Source organism: Streptomyces sp. MBT65, assembly GCF_016612545.1.
Classification (GTDB): domain Bacteria; phylum Actinomycetota; class Actinomycetes; order Streptomycetales; family Streptomycetaceae; genus Streptomyces.
Genome location: NZ_JAENRY010000020.1, coordinates 1 through 17,974, shown reverse-complemented (window position 1 = coordinate 17,974; position 17,974 = coordinate 1). Strand labels below are relative to the sequence as shown.

Sequence of the window (17,974 nt, the reverse complement as noted above, 5' to 3'; positions counted from 1 at the left end):
AGAGGGCCGATTAATGAGCTCCCGGCAGACGACCTCACCACCGGGCAGGTGCTCCGTCAGAACCACAGGAGTACGACCTTCGTGTTCATCGGATGGGACTGGGCGACCGAGACCCATGACGTGACCGTCATGGATGACGCCGGGAAGCGCATCGACCGGTGGGAACTGACCCACACCGAGCAAGGGTTCACCAAGACCCTGGCGAGGCTGCGCAAGCACGGCGACCCGGCAGATCTGCCGGTGGCGATCGAGACCACCCGCGGTCTGGCGGTGGACCGCCTGCTGGCCGCCGGCCATCCGATCGTGCCCGTGCACCCGAACGCCTTCCACGCCATGCGGGCACGCTGGGGCGCCTCCAAGGCCAAGACCGACGCCGGCGACAGCATGAAACTCGCCGACTACCTGCGCACAGACGGCCACCTCCTGCCCCGCTTGGAGCCCACCGAGCAGGCCACCCTGGACCTTCAGGCCCTCACCCGGACCCGCTCCGACCACGTCGAGGCCAGGATCGCCGCCGTCAACCAGCTCGCCGCGCTGCTGGACGAGCACTGGCCCGGCGGCAGGACTGTCTTCCACGGACTCGACAGCGACATCGCCATCGCGTTCCTGGAGCGCCACCCCACCCCGGCCTCGGCCGCCAAGCTCACCGTCGGACGACTCGAAGCCTGGTGCAAACGCCACGGCTACTCCGGCAAGAAGCCCGGCAGTGTCCTCATCGAACGTCTGCGTGCCGCCCCCAAGGCGGCCTCCCGCCTCGGCGAAGCCGTTGTCGGGCAGCTCGTCCGCGTCCAGGTCCAGCTGGTCCAGGCGATACGCACCACGATCCAGGCCCTGGACAAGGCCATCGCCGACGCCACCGAGGCCCACCCCTACACCCCGCTGTTCGCCACCATGCCCCGGATCGGGAAGGTAAGCCTCGGCCAGGTCATCGGCGAGATCGGCCCCCTCCTGGAACGCGCCCGGACCTGCGAACAGCTCATCGCCGAGGCCGGCGTCGTCCCTGTCACCCGCGCCTCGGGCAAATCCCGCACCGTTGCCTTCCGCTTCGCGACCCACCGCAGAGCCCGCGTCGCTCTGACCACCTTCGCCGACAACAGCCGGCACGGCAGCGACTGGGCCGCCAAGATCTACAACGACGCCCGGGCACGCAAGAAGCGACACCCCCACGCCATCCGCATCCTCGCCCGCGCCTGGCTCCGCGTGATGTGGGCCTGCTGGCGAGACGGAACCTGCTACGACCCCGCCACCCACCAAGCCGACAACAAGGTCAGCGCAGCCGCTGAGGAACCCTTCACGACATAGAGGTTGACTCAGGAAACTCATACCGGGTCCTTGCCGAGCAGCAGGAAGTCGCGGTGGGCGCGCAGGAATTCGGCGGGCTTCTCCCACTGCGGCCAGTGGCCCGCGTCCTCGATGACGTGCAGGCGCGCGTCGGGTAGCCAGCCCTGGAGCAGCGCCGCCTCGTCGAGTCCGCCGGTCGGGTCGTGGTCGGTCCACAGCGGGAGTGTGGGCGCGGTGATGTGGGAGACCCAGGCCGGATCCCACGCGAAGTCCTTGCGACGGCGGGGCTTGACAACGATGTCGGATGGCGCCACATTCCACCAGGCGCGAAAGGGACCCGGCACACCTTCACCACGGGCCCCGCAGGCCCGCTTCAGGACGGAGCTGCCCATGATGTCCACGATGTCCATGAGAAGAAGACCAGCGTTACGCGCGACGCGCCTCCTACGAAGACGTCTCGCGGCCATCGCCCTGGTGAGCAGCCTGGCGGCGACGATGGTGACCGGTACCGCGGAGGCGTCGGCGGACGCACCGACGAACCACCGCACCGCGTCGGTGACTTCAGGCGACGCACGCTTCCAGATCCTGTCCCCGACCCTGATACGCACCGAGTACGCACAGGACGGGAAGTTCACCGACAGCGCTACGTTCAACGCGATCGGCCGCACCGCGTTCGCACCGACCTCGTACACCTCCAACACGTCCGACGGTTGGCTGACCATCAGCACCAGCGCGCTCACCCTGCGGTACCAGGAGGGTTCCGGGCCCTTCGACGCGCAGAACCTCTCCGTACGGCTGTCGGCCGGCGGGTCACCCGTCGAGGCCACACCGTGGCAGCGGCTCACCTGCGCCCTCGGCGCCCTGTGCGAGGCGGAGCAACTCCCGCACAGCGGGCCCGGAATCGTCTCGGACCACACGGGATACACCGGCTCCGGATTCCTGGCCGGCTTCGAGGGAACGGGCGACTCCCTGTCGGCCGACGTCGACGTCCCCTCGTCGGGGACCTACCGGTTCGACGCGCGCTACGCCAACTCCCTCGGCGGCGACGGCCAGAACACGACACGCACCCTCACCCTGTCGGTCGACGGCGGCGCGAGCCGAACGGTGAGCCTGCCCGTCACCGCGAACTGGAACACCTGGCGCCTGGCGAGCAGCGCGGTACAACTCGGCGCCGGACACCACACCATCACGCTGACGAGGACCGCCGCGGACTCCGGCGACGTCAACATCGACAGCGTCGCCCTGGTCGACCAGGGCGGCGGCTTTCCGTCGACGTCCACGACCGCGATCACGGACTGCGGGTTCGGCGTGAACTGCGAGGCCGAGGCCGACCGCAGCTCGGGCTCGGCGATCACCGCCACCGACCACGCCGGCTACTCCGGCAGCGGCTTCGTCGCCGAACTGAACCAGGGAGCAGGCCTGTTGACCCATGTGGTCGGCGTACCGGCGGACGGCACCTACGCGTTGCAGGTCCGCTACGCCAACGCGACGGGCAGCGACGGCCGTTACCAGACACGTACGGCCACGGTGTCCTCCGGCGGTACCACGCAGACCCTGTCCCTGCCCGTCACCGGCGACTGGGACACCTGGAAGACCGCCTCGGTCCCCGTCACCCTCAAGGCCGGAGCCGCCGACATCACCGTCGGCTGCCCGGACACCGCGAGCTGCCACGTCAACCTCGACACGGTCTCCGTCACCACCGCCAACTCCCCGGCCCCGCAACCGCACTTGGCGCTCGGCGGCTACCGCCGCAGCCTCGACGGCTTCAACGGCGACAACGGCACACCGGCCACCACCCCGGGCCTGCTGTACAAGGACGGCTGGTACCTGCTCGACGACACGGCCTCGGCCCTCTACGACACCGGCACCCGCCAGGTCACCCAACGCCCTTCCCACGGCGGCGCGCCGTACCAGGACGGCTATGTCTTCGGCTACGGCCACGACTACAAACAGGCCCTGTCCGACCTGGCCACCCTGACCGGCCCGTCCGAACTGCTTCCTCAATGGGCGTACGGCGTCTGGTACTCGGAGTACATCGACCGCACCGCCGCCGACTACGAGAACAGGATCCTGCCCGCCTTCCGGGCCGAGGGCGTACCCCTGGACGTCCTGGTGACCGACACCGACTTCAAGTCGCCCAACACATGGAGCGGTTGGGAGATCGACACGTCCAAGTTCCCCGATCCGAAGGGGTTCTTCGACTGGTCCGCCGCCCAGGGCCTGCACAACACGCTCAACGTCCACCCGAGCATCCTCAGCGGCGACCCGCAGTTCGCCCAGGCCCAGGCCACCGCCAAGGGCAAGCTGCGCAAGGGGGGTTGTGCCTCGGCCGCGAGCAGTGGCCCGGGGGACTGCTACACCTTCGACTGGGGCGACCCCGACCAGCTCAAGGCGTACATGGACCTGCATCAGACGATGGACCGGCAGGGCAACGACTTCTGGTGGCCGGACTGGTGCTGCGACAACTCCCAGTCCTCGCTGCCCGGCGTCACTCCCGACGCGTGGATCAACCAGCAGTACGCCACGGATGCCGACAAGACCATCGGCCGCGGATTCGTCGTCTCCCGCGCCTACGGCTCGCTCCAGGCGGGCGGTTACAGCGGCCAGCAGGGGCTGCCGACCGGACCGTGGGCCGACAAGCGCACCACCGTCCACTTCACCGGCGACACCTCGTCCACCTGGGGCACCCTGAAGGCGGAGGTCGGCTACACGCCGGGTGAGGCGGCCGCCACCGGCCTGTCGGCGATCAGCCATGACATCGGCGGCCACAACGACACCACGAACCTGACCGGTTCGGAGACCTACACCTCCGACGGCACGACCCACACCACGCGCAAACTCCCCGACGACATGTACGCGCGCTGGGTCCAACTGGGCACCTTCCAGCCCATCGACCGGCTGCACAGCAACCACAGCGACCGGCTGCCCTGGCAGTACGGCACCGCGGCCCGCGCCTCCGCGGACAAGTTCCTCAACCTCCGCGAGAACCTGGTGCCGTACACCTACTCACTCGCACAGCAGGCCGGCACGACCGGTGTCCCCGTCACTCGCCCGATGTACCTCGAGTACCCCAACGAGCCGCAGGCGTACGCCACTTCGGGCAGCGAGTACTTCTACGGTTCCGACCTGCTGGTCGCCCCCGTCACGACACCCGGTGCCACGGCGACGACCTCGGTGTGGTTCCCGCCCGGCAGTCAGTGGACCGACTACTTCACCGGGCAGACCTACGCCGGTGGCACGACCCAGAACATCACCAGCGGCCTCGACACCATGCCCGTGTTCGTCAGAGCGGGCGCGACGATCCCGACCCGTACGAACAACGTGACCAGCAACGACAAGGCCCCACTGACCAAGGTCACGCTCACCGTCGCTGCGGGCGCCTCCGGTTCCTCCTCCCTCTACGAGGACGACGGAGCCGGCACAGGGCGCGGCCACACCGCCACCACGAAGATCCGGTACCGGGAGAACAACGCCCGACGCACGCTGACGATCGCCCCCGCGACCGGAACCTTCCACGGCCAGATCCGAAACCGGCAGTGGACCGTCTCCTTCCTCGGCGTCACCGCCCCGAACGCCGTCCGTGTGGGAGGAGCCCAACTCTCCCCGCACGCCTACCACTTCGACAGCACGACCCACACCCTTACCGTCACACTGCCCCCGCGGAGCGTGCACGCGCCGATCACCGTGACGTGCGGTTGACGACGGCCTCCACTGCGCTACTCGGGGAGATCGGAGGGCTGTTGTAGGTGTCGGCCCTCGGCGGGCACGGCCAGGGAGTGCAGCGCCCTGCACTCCTTGACGGAGCATCAGATGCCGGCGATCCCCGATCCCAGAGAACGCCGTTGCCCGGGACGACTGGAGGGACGTGAGCAGCCGGCAACGGCCGTACGCAGCCCCCTTGATGGGGGCCGAGCTTCGAGAGATTCCGGTGTCGGGAGGACACCGCGTGTCGCCCTTTGCACAGGCGGTCGTGGGCACGACAGAATCGCCTCGGGCACGAGGACGGTGATCGTCGGCGCCCGCTCAACGCATCGCGGACCACCGCGGGCCACCACGACGTCTTCGGCATCTCGACGCCGTACCGGCCACGCAGGGATCCACCACCTCAGTAACCGGAAGGACGACATGACGGCCTCCTCCGAGGATCCGACGGCGGAGGCCGCCACGGCCCGGACCGATCAGCCCGACGCCGCGTCGCGGCCCCTGCCACGCCGGTCGAAGGGGCCTTCGGCGATCGCCGAGGCCGCCGCCGCGCTGGGGCCCGCCGCAGCCTCCGAGGTCGTACCCGACCCCGACCCCGGCCCAGGGTCCGTGCTCCCGCCGCCCATGTCCGCGGCGGCGGCCGAGTTCGCGGCATTCACCGAGCGCGTACCGGACAAGGAGACGTCAGGTGGGCGTACCGATGCACCCGCCGGAGACGTGAACGACCATCGAGCCGACATCACGGCCGCTCCGAGCGGACCCGCGCTCCGACCCGCACGGCGCCGCAGGGTACTGATCGCCGCCGCCGCTACCGCCGGAGTCGTGCTGATCGGCTCCCTGTTCCTGGTGAACGGCGATGACGGCAACGGACGTTCTGCGGCCGGCAATGGATCGGACACCGTTCGGGGCAGCGAACAGAGCGGGGAGGTGACCGACTCGTCCGGCTCCGCCTCGCCGTCGGGTGAATCCTCCGCGCTCGAAGCCGACTCCACGCGGCAGTCCAGTGGGCAGCCGACCCCCAAGACCGGTTCACCGGCGATCGGCGAGGCGACAGCCACCGCGAAGGGCGACACCAAGAACGGCGGGGCGCCGTCCGGGAGTTCCTCGCCGACCGCCGCTTCCACCAACGCCGTCAACGCCGCCAACGGTGTACTGATCCGGGGTCACGCCTCCGCCCGCTGTATCGACGTGACCGGAGGCAGCTCGGCGGACAACACCCGTCTGCAGATCTGGGACTGCACGGGTGCCGCCCGCCAGAAGTGGAAGTTCGCGTCGGACGGAACGGTCCGCGCCCTGGGCAAGTGCATGGACGTCGACGGCGGTTCGCGGGCGGACGGCGCGTGGATCAAGCTGGTCGCCTGCAACGGCACCGGGGCCCAGCAGTTCAGGCTCAACGCCGCGCACGATCTGGTCAACGTCCAGGCCGACAAGTGCGTCGACGTGACGGATGCGGGGACCGGCAACGGCGCGGTGCTGCAACTGTGGAGCTGTACGGGCGGGAGCAACCAGAAGTGGAGCACCGGCTGACGGCACGCTCCCCAAGCTCAACGCCGTGGCGCCGTGGCGCCTTCGCCGCAGTCCTGGGTGCGGGGGCCTGCCGCGACCGCGGCCCCCGCTGCACCCAGCAGCCTGGCGGCCTTCAAGTGCACGTCCGGGTACTTCTGCATCTACAGCGACTGGAACGGCGGGGGAACCCGCAGGGCAGCTACCAGATCCGTTCCTTCAAGCCCCAGTAAGGCCGCAGCTCGCCGCAGGGCGCCTTTACGGAGGTGCCCTGCGACCGATCGGGCGCCTCTACGGAGGTGCCCTGCGACCGATCGGCGCGAATCGTTCCAACCTCGACATCAACTGTTCCGTGAGGGCGGGGGCTTGGTCCTCGCCGTAGCCGGTTGCGGCGAGGAAGTCGGCCTCAACACCGCGTACCGTTACCGCCTTTCGGTCCAGCGTGGACGGACCTCAGCTCGATCGATGTAAGCACCGTTCAGCCGACCACCGCCGGGGTCATGCCGGCAGACGGCACGAGTTGCCGCCGGAGGCGGTCGTGGATGATGTTCTCGGCCTCCGCGACTATCGTGCGGACCACCGTCTCGCAGCTCTCCACGCTGTCGATGAGGCCCTGCGCCTGACCGGCCCACCACATGCCGCCCTCTACATCGCCCTCCCGCAGTACCCGCTGCCTGGCGCGTTTCCCGGAGGCGAGTTCGGCCACGTCGGAGAAGTCGGCCCCTGGGCGCGCGCCCAGGCGGGCGATGTCCTGGGAGACCGAATTGCGCGCCACCCGGGCGGTGTTGCCGAACTCCCGGAACACGATCTGGGTGCCGCGCTCGTCGTTCGCGACGATCCGCGCCTTGACGTTCGGGTGGATCGGCGCCTCCTCGGTCGCCTCGAACCGGGTCCCCATGTTGATCGCGCACGCTCCGAGCGCCAGGGCCGCGACGAGACCGGAGCCGGTGGCGAAACCGCCGGACGCGATGATCGGGATGCGCAGCCTGCGGGCGGCGGCCGGGATCAGGACGAGGCCGGAGACGTCGTCCTGACCGGGGTGCCCGGCACACTCGAACCCGTCGATGCTGACGGCGTCGACGCCCAGCGCCTCCGCCTTCAGCGCGTGCCGGACGGCGACGGCCTTGTGCACGACCTTCACGCCGGCCTCCTTGAACGCCGGGAGGTGCGGTGCGGGGTTGCTGCCCGCCGTCTCCACGACCTTCACCCCCGAGTCGATGATGACCGCCCGGTAGTCGTCGTACGGCACCGGCTCGATGGTGGGCAGGATGGTGAGGTTGACGCCGAACGGCCTGTCGGTCAGGTCACGGCAGCGCGCGATCTCCTTCGCGAGCGCCTCCGGGGTGGGCTGGGTCAGCGCGCTGAGGAAGCCCAGCGCGCCGGCGTTCGCGACGGCCGAGATCAGTTCCGCGGTACCCACCGCGAGCATTCCGCCGCACACGACGGGATGTTCGACCCCGAACATCTCCGTGAACTCGTTCTGGAAGGTCATGTCACTCCTGTTGCCGGGGTGGGGACGTCGCAGGTGTCAGGGGCGTCAGAGGCGGCGCGAGATGATCAGCCGCATGATGTCCGAGGTGCCCTCCTCGATCTCCTCCAACTTGGCGTCGCGCATCCACTGTTCGACCGGGAACTCGCGCGAGTAGCCCCAGCCGCCGAGGGTCTGCACGGCACCCCAGGTCACCGCCATCGAGGTCTCCGAGGCCTGGAGCTTGGCCATGGCCGCGAGCTTCGTGGCGTCCGCCCCGGCGTCCATCCGGCGCGCCGCGTGCAGGGTCAGCAGCCACGCGGACTCGATCCGGGTCGCCATGTCGGCCAGTCGGAACGCGACGGCCTGGTGCTCGATGATCGGCTTGCCGAACTGCTTGCGCTCCCGGGCGTATTGGAGCGCGTACTCGTAGGCCGCACGGGCCGCTCCGGTCGCCGCCGCGGCCAGCACGATCCGTGAGATGTCGAAGGTCCTCATCAGTCCGCGGAAGCCCTGCCCCTCGTCCCCGAGGCGGTCGGACTCCGGCACGAAGACGTCGTCGAAGAAGATCTCGCGGCAGACGATCGCGCGCTGCCCCATCTTGCGCATGGGCTCGCCGAACCTCATGCCCTCCGCACCCTTGCGCAGCAGGAACGCGGTGACCCCGGAGGATCCCCGGGTGGGGTCGGTCTTGGCGAACACCACGTACTGGTCGGCCAGGCCCGCGTTGGAGATCCACACCTTCTGCCCGCTGATCGCATAGCCGCCCTCGACCCGGACGGCCGTGGTGGCGATCGACGCGGCATCGGAACCCGCTTCCGGCTCGGTCGTCGCCAGCGCGGTGTAGAGCGGGTTCGGACCGGCGAGCGGACGCAGCCACTCCGCCTTCTGCTCCTCGGTGCCGAGCGCGAGCAGCGGGTCGGCGAAGAACCCGTTGGAGCACACGAAGTTGCCGATGCCCGGATCGCCCCAGCACATCTGCTCCTGCACCAGGCACTGCGTCACGACATCGGTGAATCCGCCCCCGCCGTACTCTTCGGGCAGCATGAAGTCGGTGATGCCGACCTTGGCCGCCGCCCGAAAGATGTCCAGCGGTGACTCGATGTCACGCTCGTCGACCTCGCGTCCGCGCGGCCGGATCTCGTTCGCGGCGAACTCCCGGCACAGTTCGACGATCGCCCGCTGCTCATCGGTCAGCGGCCAGGGCTCAGTGGACGTGCTCACGCGATATCTCCTGCTCCTCGGTGGTTTCCCGGTGGCCGTTCACCCCGGTTGTTTCTGGTACGGCTGCTGCGGTGCTGGAGACGACGAGCGCGTCCACGGCGAGCGCGCCCTCGGGCCCGACCCGGATCGGGTTGACCTCGATGTCCGTCACACCGGTGGTGGCCGCGATCGCCTCCGACACGGCGACGATCGCGTTGACCAGGGCGTCGAGGTCGACCGCCGGTTGTCCCCGCCAGCCGTCCAGCAGCCGGCGCGAGCGCAGGCGGTCGAGCATTGCGGCCGCCGTCCGTCGGTCGACCGGCGCCAGCTCCACGGAGACGTCACGCCAGAGTTCGGCGTGGACCCCGCCATGGCCCACGGCCACGGTCGGACCGAAGTCACGGTCCCGGCGGGCGCCGATCAGCATCTCGACGACGCCTGGCCGGGTGTCCTGCTCCTCGACGACATACTCACCGGGGCCGAGCCGTTCGTACATCTCACGGAACACGGCAGCGGCGGTTTCCGGTCCCAACCCGGTTCTGACGGCCCGGTGTTCGCTTTTGTGCTCGATCCAGCCGGCCTTGAGCACAAGGGGTGCTCGCAGGGACGCGCAGGCCTCCGCGAACCCGGCCGCGTCGGTTACCCGTCTCGCCTCGGGCAGCGCGATGCCGAGTGCGCTGAGGAACGTACGAGCCGCCCAGTAGCCGGGAGTTGGGACCGTCGTTCCGGTTCGTACGGTCGCTGGAGTCGGGCGGGGCTGCCCGCCCAACCGGGTCACATGGCCCAGCGCGCCCAGCGCCGCGTCGATGGTGTCGAAGACCGGGACGCGGTGCTCCCGTAGCCGGGCAACCGCCGGTGAGACGGCGCTCATGCTGTGCACGATCAGGGGTACCCGTGTCGTTTCCGTCCGCCGGAGGTCGCCGAGGCGGTCGATCACGGCGGACTCGGCGTCCACGAGGCTCGGCGAGTCCTCGCCGTAGCAACCCAGGTATCCCGACAGGACGATCGAGTCGACCTCGCCGGAGGCGGCCACCAACTCGGCGACCCGTGCGTAGATTTGGAGGTCCGCTTCTCCCGCGCCCGCGAGGTCCACGGGATTGGACACCGCAGCGGCGGGCGGGAGCAGAGTACGGAGACCGGCTTGCAGCCGGTCGGTGAAGACCGGTGCCCGCAGCCCCCGGGTGGTGGCGAGGTCGGCGGCGATCCCGCCCTGTCCGCCGCTGTCGCTGATGACCGCGACCCGGCGTCCATCCGGTGGCGTGGTCGTGTCCAACACCCGTGCCGCGTCGACGAGTTCGCGCGGGGAAGCCACGCGAAGGGCTCCGGTGGCGCGGCACGCCGCGTCGACGACGTCGAGCGCCGAGGTCATCGAACCGGTGTGGGACCGCGCGAGTCGACGACTGCCCTCGCTCGCGCCGGTGGTGAGCACGAGTACGTGTTTGCCGACGCGGCGCAGGGCATCGAGGGCGGCGACGATCCGTGTGCCGTCCGCGAAGCTCTCCAAGTAGAGGGCCACCGTGGTGGTGTGCTCGTCGGCGACGAGGGATTCGAGTATGTCGGCGGCCCCCACGTCGAGTTGGTTGCCGACCGAGTAGAAGCGGGACACACCCAGTCCGGTCCGGGCGCCGAGACCGGCGATCTCGGAGCCGAGCTGACCGCTCTGCGAGACGATCGCGAGACTCCCGAGAGTGAAGTTCCCCCAGGCCAGCCGGAGTTGCGTGGCCGCGTTGAACATCCCGAGGCTGTTCGGCCCGATCATCCGCGCGTCCGACTCGCGCAGCAGGGAGGCGAGTTCGGACTCGTCGGCACCGAGTCCCGTGGTGATCGCGAGGAAAGCGCGGCACCCCTTGGCGAGGGCGTCCCGCACGACGGGGAGGACGTGCTCCGGCGGCACGCCCACGACGACGAGATCGGGGGTCCCCGGCAGCTCGCCCACTGTCGCGTGGCAGGGCTGCCCGAGGACGTGCGCGGCGCGGCGGTTGACCAGCCACACCTGCCGCCGGTCGGCTCCCGCGAGGGCGCCGGTGGCGAGCCAGTAGCCCCACTTGGCGCGGTCCTCGGTGGCGCCGACGACCGCGACGGACGAAGGGTCGACGAAGGCCTGGGGAAAGGACACGGACGGCCTCCCGTTCTCCGGTGTCGACGGCAGGCCGCTGCGGTGATCCGCGGTGCTGAACTGATCAGACATGGGCCTGCACCGCCGTGCACAGGAGCCGCTTGTTGATGAACTCGCTGACTCCCGGGCCCAGTTCGCGGCCGTAGCCGGAGCGCCCGACTCCGCCGAAGGGGAGTTCGGGTCCGTCCACGGACGGGGTGTTGATGTTCGCCATGCCGCTCTCCAGCCGCTCCGCGACGCGCCGCGCCCGCTCGGGATCGGCGCTGAACACAGCACAACCGAGTCCGTACGGAGTGGAGTTGGCGAGTTGGACCGCGTGCTCGTCGTGCGTCACGCGGTGGACGACGGCCACCGGCCCGAAGAGTTCCTCTTGCCAGGCCCGCATGTCCTCGGTGACGTCCACCAGGACGGCGGGGGAGTAGCGGGCCGACCGGTCCGGGGCCAGGACACCGCCCACGAGCAGACGGGCGCCCTTGGCGACGGCGTCCTCGACCTGGGCCGCGAGGTGCTCGGCCGCCGCGCGGGAGGCCAACGGCGGGTGTACGGCGGTGTCGACGGCCTCGGCCTCGGCGACGAGCGCGGCTACGAACTCGTCGTAGATGTCGGTCATCACGAGCATGCGCTTGTTGGAGGTGCAGGCCTGTCCGTTGTTATGGATCCGCGTCCGCCAGGCCAGCGCCGCCACGGCGGTCACGTCGGGGGAGTCGAGCACGACGAACGGGTCCGAGCCGCCGAGTTCGAGCACGCACCTCTTCAGGTAACGGCCCGCGGTCGCGGCGACGACCGAGCCCGCACGCTCGGACCCCGTCAGCGACACGCCCTGGACCCGGGGGTCGGCGATGACGGTCTCGACCTGCTCGTGCGTGGCGAAGACATTGAGGTACGTCCCGTGCGGCAGGCCCGCTTCGAGGAACACCTGCTCAAGTGCGCCGGCGGTGAGCGGGACCGACTCGGCGTGCTTGACGATCACGGTGTTGCCCAGCACGAGATTCGGGACGGCGAAGCGGGCGACCTGATAGGAGGGGTAGTTCCAGGGCATGACGCCCAACAGCGGGCCGATCGGGCGGGACTGGACGACCGCGCGGCCTGCGCCACGGGTCGCGAGCTCCTCGTCCGCGAGCAGGGCGGGGCCCTGGTCGGCGTAGTGGTCGAAGATCGACGCGCAGTACTCGATCTCGTCGGTCCCTTCGGAGAGCGGCTTGCCCATCTCCAGCCGCATGGTCGCGGCCAGTTCGCGGGACCGTCGTAGGAGAGCGGCGCCCGCTCGGCGGACGAGGTTCGCGCGTTCGGCGACGGTGCGCTCCCGCCAGTCGAGGTACGCCGAGTGCGCGGCGTCCAGGATCTCGGCGACCTCGGCATCGGTGGCGTAGGGGAAGGAGCGGACCGGGTCGCCGGTCGCGGGATCGACGACCTGATAGGCGGGCTGCCCCGTGCCTGGCAGGGTCATGAGTGATGAACCTCGAGGGGTCGTAGGACGGAAGGGTCGAACTCAGGCCTGGACTGCGGGAGTTGACCGGCGTTCGAAGAACGCGGGGTACAGGCGCCGGCAGACCAGCAGGGCGAGCAGGCCGAGCACGAGCGTTCCGGTGCCGATCAGGAACGTGCCGCCGACGTGGGTTCCCGAGGAGAACGGGAGCGACCAGCTCGTACCGCTGTTGATGGGATCCCACGCCTGCACCAGGCTCCACGCTCCCGCGGCGAGCAGGACGAGCCCGCCGATCGCGGGGAGGACGACGGTCAGCCAGAGGTCCGTCGCCTTGGCGCGCGGCCCGGTGCGGTGCACCCAGGCGGAGGTGAGGCCGGTGAGGCCGTAGTAGAAGGCGATCAGCACTCCGCAGGCCGACACCGCGTCGCCGAGGACGAGACCGTGGCCGAGGAAGTTCAGCGCGACGTACACCACCGCGCCGATCACCCCGACCGCGATCGTGCCCACGTGCGGGATGCGGAAGCGCGGGTGCACCCGGGCCAGTGCGCGGGGGAGCGCGCCCTGGTCGCCCATCGACAGCATCGTGCGGCTGAGGGTCAGTACGGTCGTCTCCGTCGACGCGGCGGCCGAGGTGAGGACCATGAGGATCAGCAGGTGCCACAGCACCGAGCCGAAACCGCTCGACCCGAACACCGCGGTGCCGAAGCCGTACAGGACGTCCCCGGAGTTGTCCGGGTTGTTCAGGCCGATCCCGGAGTCGCCGATGCCGGCGAAGGAGATCGCGGCGAAGGTGGCGAGGAGGTACAGCGTCACCAGCAGGACCGTGGACCAGGTCGCGGCGCGGCCCGGGATGCGGTGTCGGTCGGTGGTCTCCTCGTTGACGGTGAGCGCCGTCTCCCAGCCCCAGTAGATGAACAGCATCAGCACCAGCGCGCTGACGAACGCGCTCAGGGACGCGCCCTCGAACGGGTTGAGCCAGGACAGGCTCGGCCGCCGGGTGCCGGTCGGCGCGCTGTCGGCGTACACCTTGACGAGCGCGACGACGGAGAGGGCCACGAGCATGCCGAACTCCAGGAAGAGCAGGGCGCGTTGGACCGCCGCCGCGATCTCGATGCCGCGGTAGCAGACGAGGGTCATCAGCGCGAGCCAGCCGAGTCCGGCCAGCAGCACCCGCCAGTCGGCCGGGTCGGAACCGATGTTCTCCGCGCCGAACAGCAGGAACACGTACTGCCCGGCGACCTGCGCGAGGCTGCCGATCACCAGGACGAAGGACGCGATGATCGCCCAGCCGCCGAGGAAGCCGAGGCTCGGGTTCAGGGAGCGGGTGGCCCAGGTGAAGATCGTGCCGCAGTCCGGGTCGCGTCGGTTGAGGGCGGCGTAGCCGAAGGAGACGAACAGGATCGGGACGAAGGCGAGCACGACCACGGACGGGGCCTGGAAGCCGACGTATCCGACGACGAAGGCCAGCGTCGCGGTGAGGCTGCTGTAGGCGGGGGCCGCGGACGCCACGGCGAGGATCAGGCTGGTGGCCATGCCGAGCGCGCCGGAGCGCAAACCCTTGTCGGAGAACTCGACGTCGATCGGCTCGACGGCGGGGCTGAGCTCCTGCGCGGGTGCCGGTGCCTTGCCTCTTTGGTATTGCGAATCCGAGGTCATCGCCACTCCCGATCTGATGGTCTACGGGTACCGACAACAAAACGCAATGACTGATTGGCGAGTCAGACTGGCCGTGGCCGGAGGTGCTGTCAAGACCTCGATCGCAATTTTGTGGTGCATCTTGACTGATGGGTCAACGTTGCGACACGGTGTCCGGCGTGACAACACTCGAAACTTCTGCAGTCGACACCGAGGTCGTGGTCGTGGGCGCCGGCTACGCGGGGCTGAGCACCGCGTGGCGGCTGGCCGACGCCGGGGTCGACGTGGTCGTACTGGAGGCCGCCGAGCGCGTCGGTGGCCGCGTGTTCAGCCAGGTGAGTCCGTCGGGGGTGCGCATCGACCACGGAGGACAGTGGATCGGGCCGACCCAGCGACGGTTCCACGCGCTCGCGGACCGGTTCGGCTGCCGGACGTTCCCGACCTGGGAGACCGGACGGCACGTCGAGATCCGCGCCGACGGCACCCGCGTCGACTACGCGGGCGGCGCACCGGACAGCGGACCGGGCATCGAGGAGTACGCACGCGTCACCGCCCTGCTCGACGATCTCGCCCGCACCGTCGACCTCGAACTGCCGTGGTCCACCCCGCGGTTCGCGGAGTTCGACGCCCAGTCGGCCGAGGACTTCTTCCGCGCGCAGACCGCCGACGAGGACGCCCTGGCGCGACTGGCGCTCGCGGTCCAGGGCCTCTGGTGCGCCGAACCGCACGAGATCTCCTTCTTCCACGTGCTCTTCTACCTGGCCTCCGGCGGCGGTTACGAACAGCTGATGGAGACCCGCGGCTGCGCCCAGGACGCACGCTTCTCCGACGGAGCCGACGCGGTGGCCCACGCGCTCGCGACATCGCTCGGCGGTCGGGTCCGGCTCGGTGACCCGGTGCTGTCCCTCCGACAGACCGCCCACGGCGTGGAGGCGTACACCGGCGACACCGTCGTCCGCGCCCGCCGAGCCGTCGTCGCCGTACCCCCGGCGGCGGTCGAGCGCATCGCCTTCGACCCGGTACTGCCCGTCGGGCGGCGCGGCTGGGTCCGCCACTCCCCGATGGGCCGGGTCGCCAAGGTGCACGCCGTCTACGAGGAACCCTTCTGGCGCCCGGCGGGCCGCTCCGGCATCGCGACGTTCTTCGGCGACAGCCCGGTCGGCGTCGTCTTCGACAACTCCCCGGAGGACGCCTCGCGCGGCGTGCTCGTCGCGTTCGTCTACGGCGACCGGCTCGACCGCTGGTCCGCCGGAACCGACACCGAGCGCCGCCACGAGGTGCTGGCCGCCCTGTCCGCCGTCGCCGGACCCCGGGCCGGAGCGCCCGTCGACTATGTCGAGCAGATCTGGCCCCGGACCGGCTGGACCATCGGCGGCTACGAGTGCTTCGTGACCCCGGGCGGCTGGACCCGGCACGGCAGGGACGGCTGGCGGGAGCCGGCCGGGCTCGTCCACTGGGCGGGGACCGAGACCGCCTCGGTGTGGAACGGCTACATCGACGGGGCGATCTCGTCGGGCGAGCGGGCCGCGGCCGAGGTGATCAGCGCCCTCGCGGCCGTCGTCCACCAGGGGTGAACGACCGTGCCTGACATACTGACCGGGTTATGACCAGCATCGAAGAGCGGCCGGCCGCGACCGTCGCCGATCTGCCGGAACGCGTCCGTACGGCGATCCGGGCCGCCGCCGTCTCCCAGCGCGAACTCGCCCACCGGATCGGCATGGACCCGACCGCCCTCTCCAAGGCACTGCGCGGGACCCGGCGGCTGCGCGACGAGGAGATCGCCGCCATCGCGAAGGCATGCGGGGTCTCCACGGCGTATCTGGTCGAGGGAACCGGTCCGGAGCCCGTCCTCCCGCCCGACGCCGGCCGGGACCGGGCGCAGCCGGTGACGGCACAGGAACGCCGGGACCAGATCCTGGAGGCCGCGACCGTCCTCATCGCCCGCCGGGGCTATCACAACGTGCGGGTCTCGGACATCGCCCGCTACTGCGGGACCAGCACGGCGACGGTGCACTACCACTTCCCCAGCAAGGAAGCCACGCTGCACGCGGCGCTCGAGTTCTACGCCCAACGGTTCCGCACCCGGATCGACGAGGAGTTCGGCCGGGCGACATCCGCGCGGGACAAGCTGCGCCGCCTGATCGAGGTCCAACTCCCGCTCACCGCCGACGACATCGACGAATGGTCGGTGTGGATCCAGTTCTGGAACCAGGCGATGCTGGAGCCCCTGCTGCGGCCCGCGCAGCGGCGGATCTACTCGGGCTGGTACCGGGTCGTGGTGGACGTGCTGCACGAGTGCCGGTCCGAGGGCCTCGCGCCGGAGGCGGACATCGAGGCCCTCGCCGACCGGTTCACCGCGATGGTCGACGGTCTGGCGATCCAGATCCTCGTCAACTCGACGGACATGCAGCCGGACCGTATGCGCGCGCTCCTGCTGCACGCCTTCGAACCGCACCTCGACCTGACCGATCAGCTTCCGCCGCCCTCGTGAGACACCCGCCCACTCGCCTTCGGCGTCAGCCGGCCAGCTTGCGGCAGAACAGGGCCGCGGGGCCCGGCGAGCTGCCGGTGCGGGTGGTGTAGGCGATGCCCGCGGCGTACTCGTCGTCCGCGCACTGGCCCTTGTAGTCGCCGCTCGCGAAGTCACCGCCGCCGGCGCCGGCGGGCCGGTTGTCGGACCGGTCGAACCACACGGTGCGTCCCGTGCCCGCCAGGGCGACAGCGGCGGGCGCGCACAGAGATGCCGACGTCCGCACACCCCGGTGGCTGTAGCCGATGAGGAACTGGCCCTGGGCGCACTGGAGTTTGGTGTATCCCGAGGCCCAGTCGCCGCCCTGCGGGACGTTGCGTTCGTCGGTGACGACCGACTGGGCGCCGTCCGCGGCACGCAGGCCGCCCGCGGTGACGTCCGTGCACAGTCCCCGGCCCGAGGTGTGCCCCAGACCGATCAGCCGCAGGCCGTCCGGGCAGGCCGCCTTGGCGGCTCCCGAGTCCCAGTCGCCGGTGGCGCGCACCCGTACGGACTCGACGTAGTCGCCGTGGTCGGTGGCGAGCATCTGCCAAGCGGGGACGCGGGCGACCGGACCGGTGAGCGAGGGGGCGGACATCAATCGCTGCCATCCGGCGCCGCGCCAGTCCGCGTCGTCCAGGAGGCCGTGCCGGGTGCCGTCCGTGTCGTAGCGCAGCAGGGCCCAGTCGTCGTGGCCCTGCCAGCCGACCAGGGGCCAGTACGCGAAGTCGGCGTCGTGGTCGGCGAAGTAGGCGGTCGCATTGCCGAACCAGGTGCGTGCCGCGGTACCGGTCTCGCCCGCTCCGATGCCGAACTCGCTGATCCACACAGGGGCGGTGTAGTGCTTGCCGTTGTCCTGGGAGACGAAGAACGCCTCGTCGTAGAGGGCCTGGAACAGCGCGTCGCGACTGAGGTCCTGGTAGCGGGGGTCGCTGGTCTCGCCGAGTCCGGTGGCGCCGCTGTGGTGGGGACCCGTGTAGCCGTAGAAGTGGGCCGAGTAGACGAGTTTGTGGGCGGCGACCAGGGTGTGCGAGAGCGTGAGGGCGGGGGTGAGCAGGGGGCGGCCGTGGGCGAAGCCGTCGATGGGCAGGCCGGTCCAGTTGATGCCCTCGATGACGATGAGCAGGTTCG

Annotated in this window: 12 protein-coding genes and 1 pseudogene; 6 read left to right on the top strand and 7 right to left on the bottom strand. The window is 70.3% G+C overall.

The window, feature by feature from the left end; genetic code table 11:
• Positions 1–81 precede the first annotated feature (81 nt).
• Positions 82–1,302: an IS110 family transposase gene (locus tag JHN63_RS07310; protein ID WP_200678082.1), complete on the top strand. Its 1,221-nt coding sequence runs from the start codon at positions 82–84 to the stop codon at positions 1,300–1,302.
• Between the two features lie 17 nt (positions 1,303–1,319).
• On the opposite strand, the gene JHN63_RS07305 is transcribed toward JHN63_RS07310, so the two are convergent.
• Positions 1,320–1,691: an alpha/beta fold hydrolase gene (locus JHN63_RS07305; RefSeq protein WP_234476256.1), complete on the bottom strand. Its 372-nt coding sequence runs from the start codon at positions 1,689–1,691 to the stop codon at positions 1,320–1,322.
• A gap of 85 nt (positions 1,692–1,776) precedes the next feature.
• Between JHN63_RS07305 and JHN63_RS07300 the strand changes: the two genes are divergently transcribed.
• From JHN63_RS07300 to JHN63_RS52475, 3 genes are all read left to right on the top strand, one after another.
• A complete protein-coding gene (locus JHN63_RS07300; RefSeq protein WP_200678115.1) occupies positions 1,777–4,980 on the top strand; it encodes a TIM-barrel domain-containing protein in 3,204 nt (1,067 codons plus the stop codon).
• A gap of 426 nt (positions 4,981–5,406) precedes the next feature.
• Positions 5,407–6,510, top strand: a complete 1,104-nt coding sequence (locus JHN63_RS07295) for an RICIN domain-containing protein (protein WP_200678080.1) — start codon at positions 5,407–5,409, stop codon at positions 6,508–6,510.
• Positions 6,511–6,543: 33 nt separating this feature from the next.
• Positions 6,544–6,957 (top strand): peptidase inhibitor family I36 protein, encoded by a 414-nt coding sequence (locus JHN63_RS52475; protein ID WP_307781840.1) that lies wholly within the window; start codon positions 6,544–6,546, stop codon positions 6,955–6,957.
• A 7-nt stretch (positions 6,958–6,964) separates the two neighbouring features.
• Here the strand turns inward: JHN63_RS52475 and JHN63_RS07285 are convergent, their stop codons facing one another.
• From JHN63_RS07285 to JHN63_RS07265, 5 genes are all read right to left on the bottom strand, one after another.
• Positions 6,965–7,978: a nitronate monooxygenase family protein gene (locus JHN63_RS07285; RefSeq protein WP_200678078.1), complete on the bottom strand. Its 1,014-nt coding sequence runs from the start codon at positions 7,976–7,978 to the stop codon at positions 6,965–6,967.
• A 45-nt stretch (positions 7,979–8,023) separates the two neighbouring features.
• A complete protein-coding gene (locus JHN63_RS07280; protein WP_200678076.1) occupies positions 8,024–9,178 on the bottom strand; it encodes an acyl-CoA dehydrogenase family protein in 1,155 nt (384 codons plus the stop codon).
• Positions 9,162–11,273, bottom strand: a complete 2,112-nt coding sequence (locus JHN63_RS07275) for an acetate--CoA ligase family protein (protein WP_200678074.1) — start codon at positions 11,271–11,273, stop codon at positions 9,162–9,164. The genes JHN63_RS07280 and JHN63_RS07275 overlap by 17 nt, the downstream gene beginning before the upstream one ends.
• Positions 11,274–11,337: 64 nt before the next feature.
• Entirely contained in the window at positions 11,338–12,720 is a 1,383-nt protein-coding gene (locus JHN63_RS07270; protein WP_200678072.1) for an NAD-dependent succinate-semialdehyde dehydrogenase, read from the bottom strand.
• A 42-nt stretch (positions 12,721–12,762) separates the two neighbouring features.
• A complete protein-coding gene (locus tag JHN63_RS07265; RefSeq protein ID WP_234476255.1) occupies positions 12,763–14,355 on the bottom strand; it encodes an APC family permease in 1,593 nt (530 codons plus the stop codon).
• Between the two features lie 128 nt (positions 14,356–14,483).
• Here JHN63_RS07265 and JHN63_RS07260 point away from each other — a divergent pair, with 128 nt between their 5' ends.
• Entirely contained in the window at positions 14,484–15,908 is a 1,425-nt protein-coding gene (locus tag JHN63_RS07260) for an FAD-dependent oxidoreductase (RefSeq protein ID WP_234476254.1), read from the top strand.
• Between the two features lie 29 nt (positions 15,909–15,937).
• A complete protein-coding gene (locus JHN63_RS07255) occupies positions 15,938–16,825 on the top strand; it encodes a TetR/AcrR family transcriptional regulator (RefSeq protein ID WP_200678068.1) in 888 nt (295 codons plus the stop codon).
• Between the two features lie 25 nt (positions 16,826–16,850).
• On the opposite strand, the pseudogene JHN63_RS07250 reads toward JHN63_RS07255, so the two are convergent.
• A pseudogene (locus tag JHN63_RS07250) lies at positions 16,851–17,974 on the bottom strand (glycoside hydrolase family 5 protein); the annotation flags it as partial.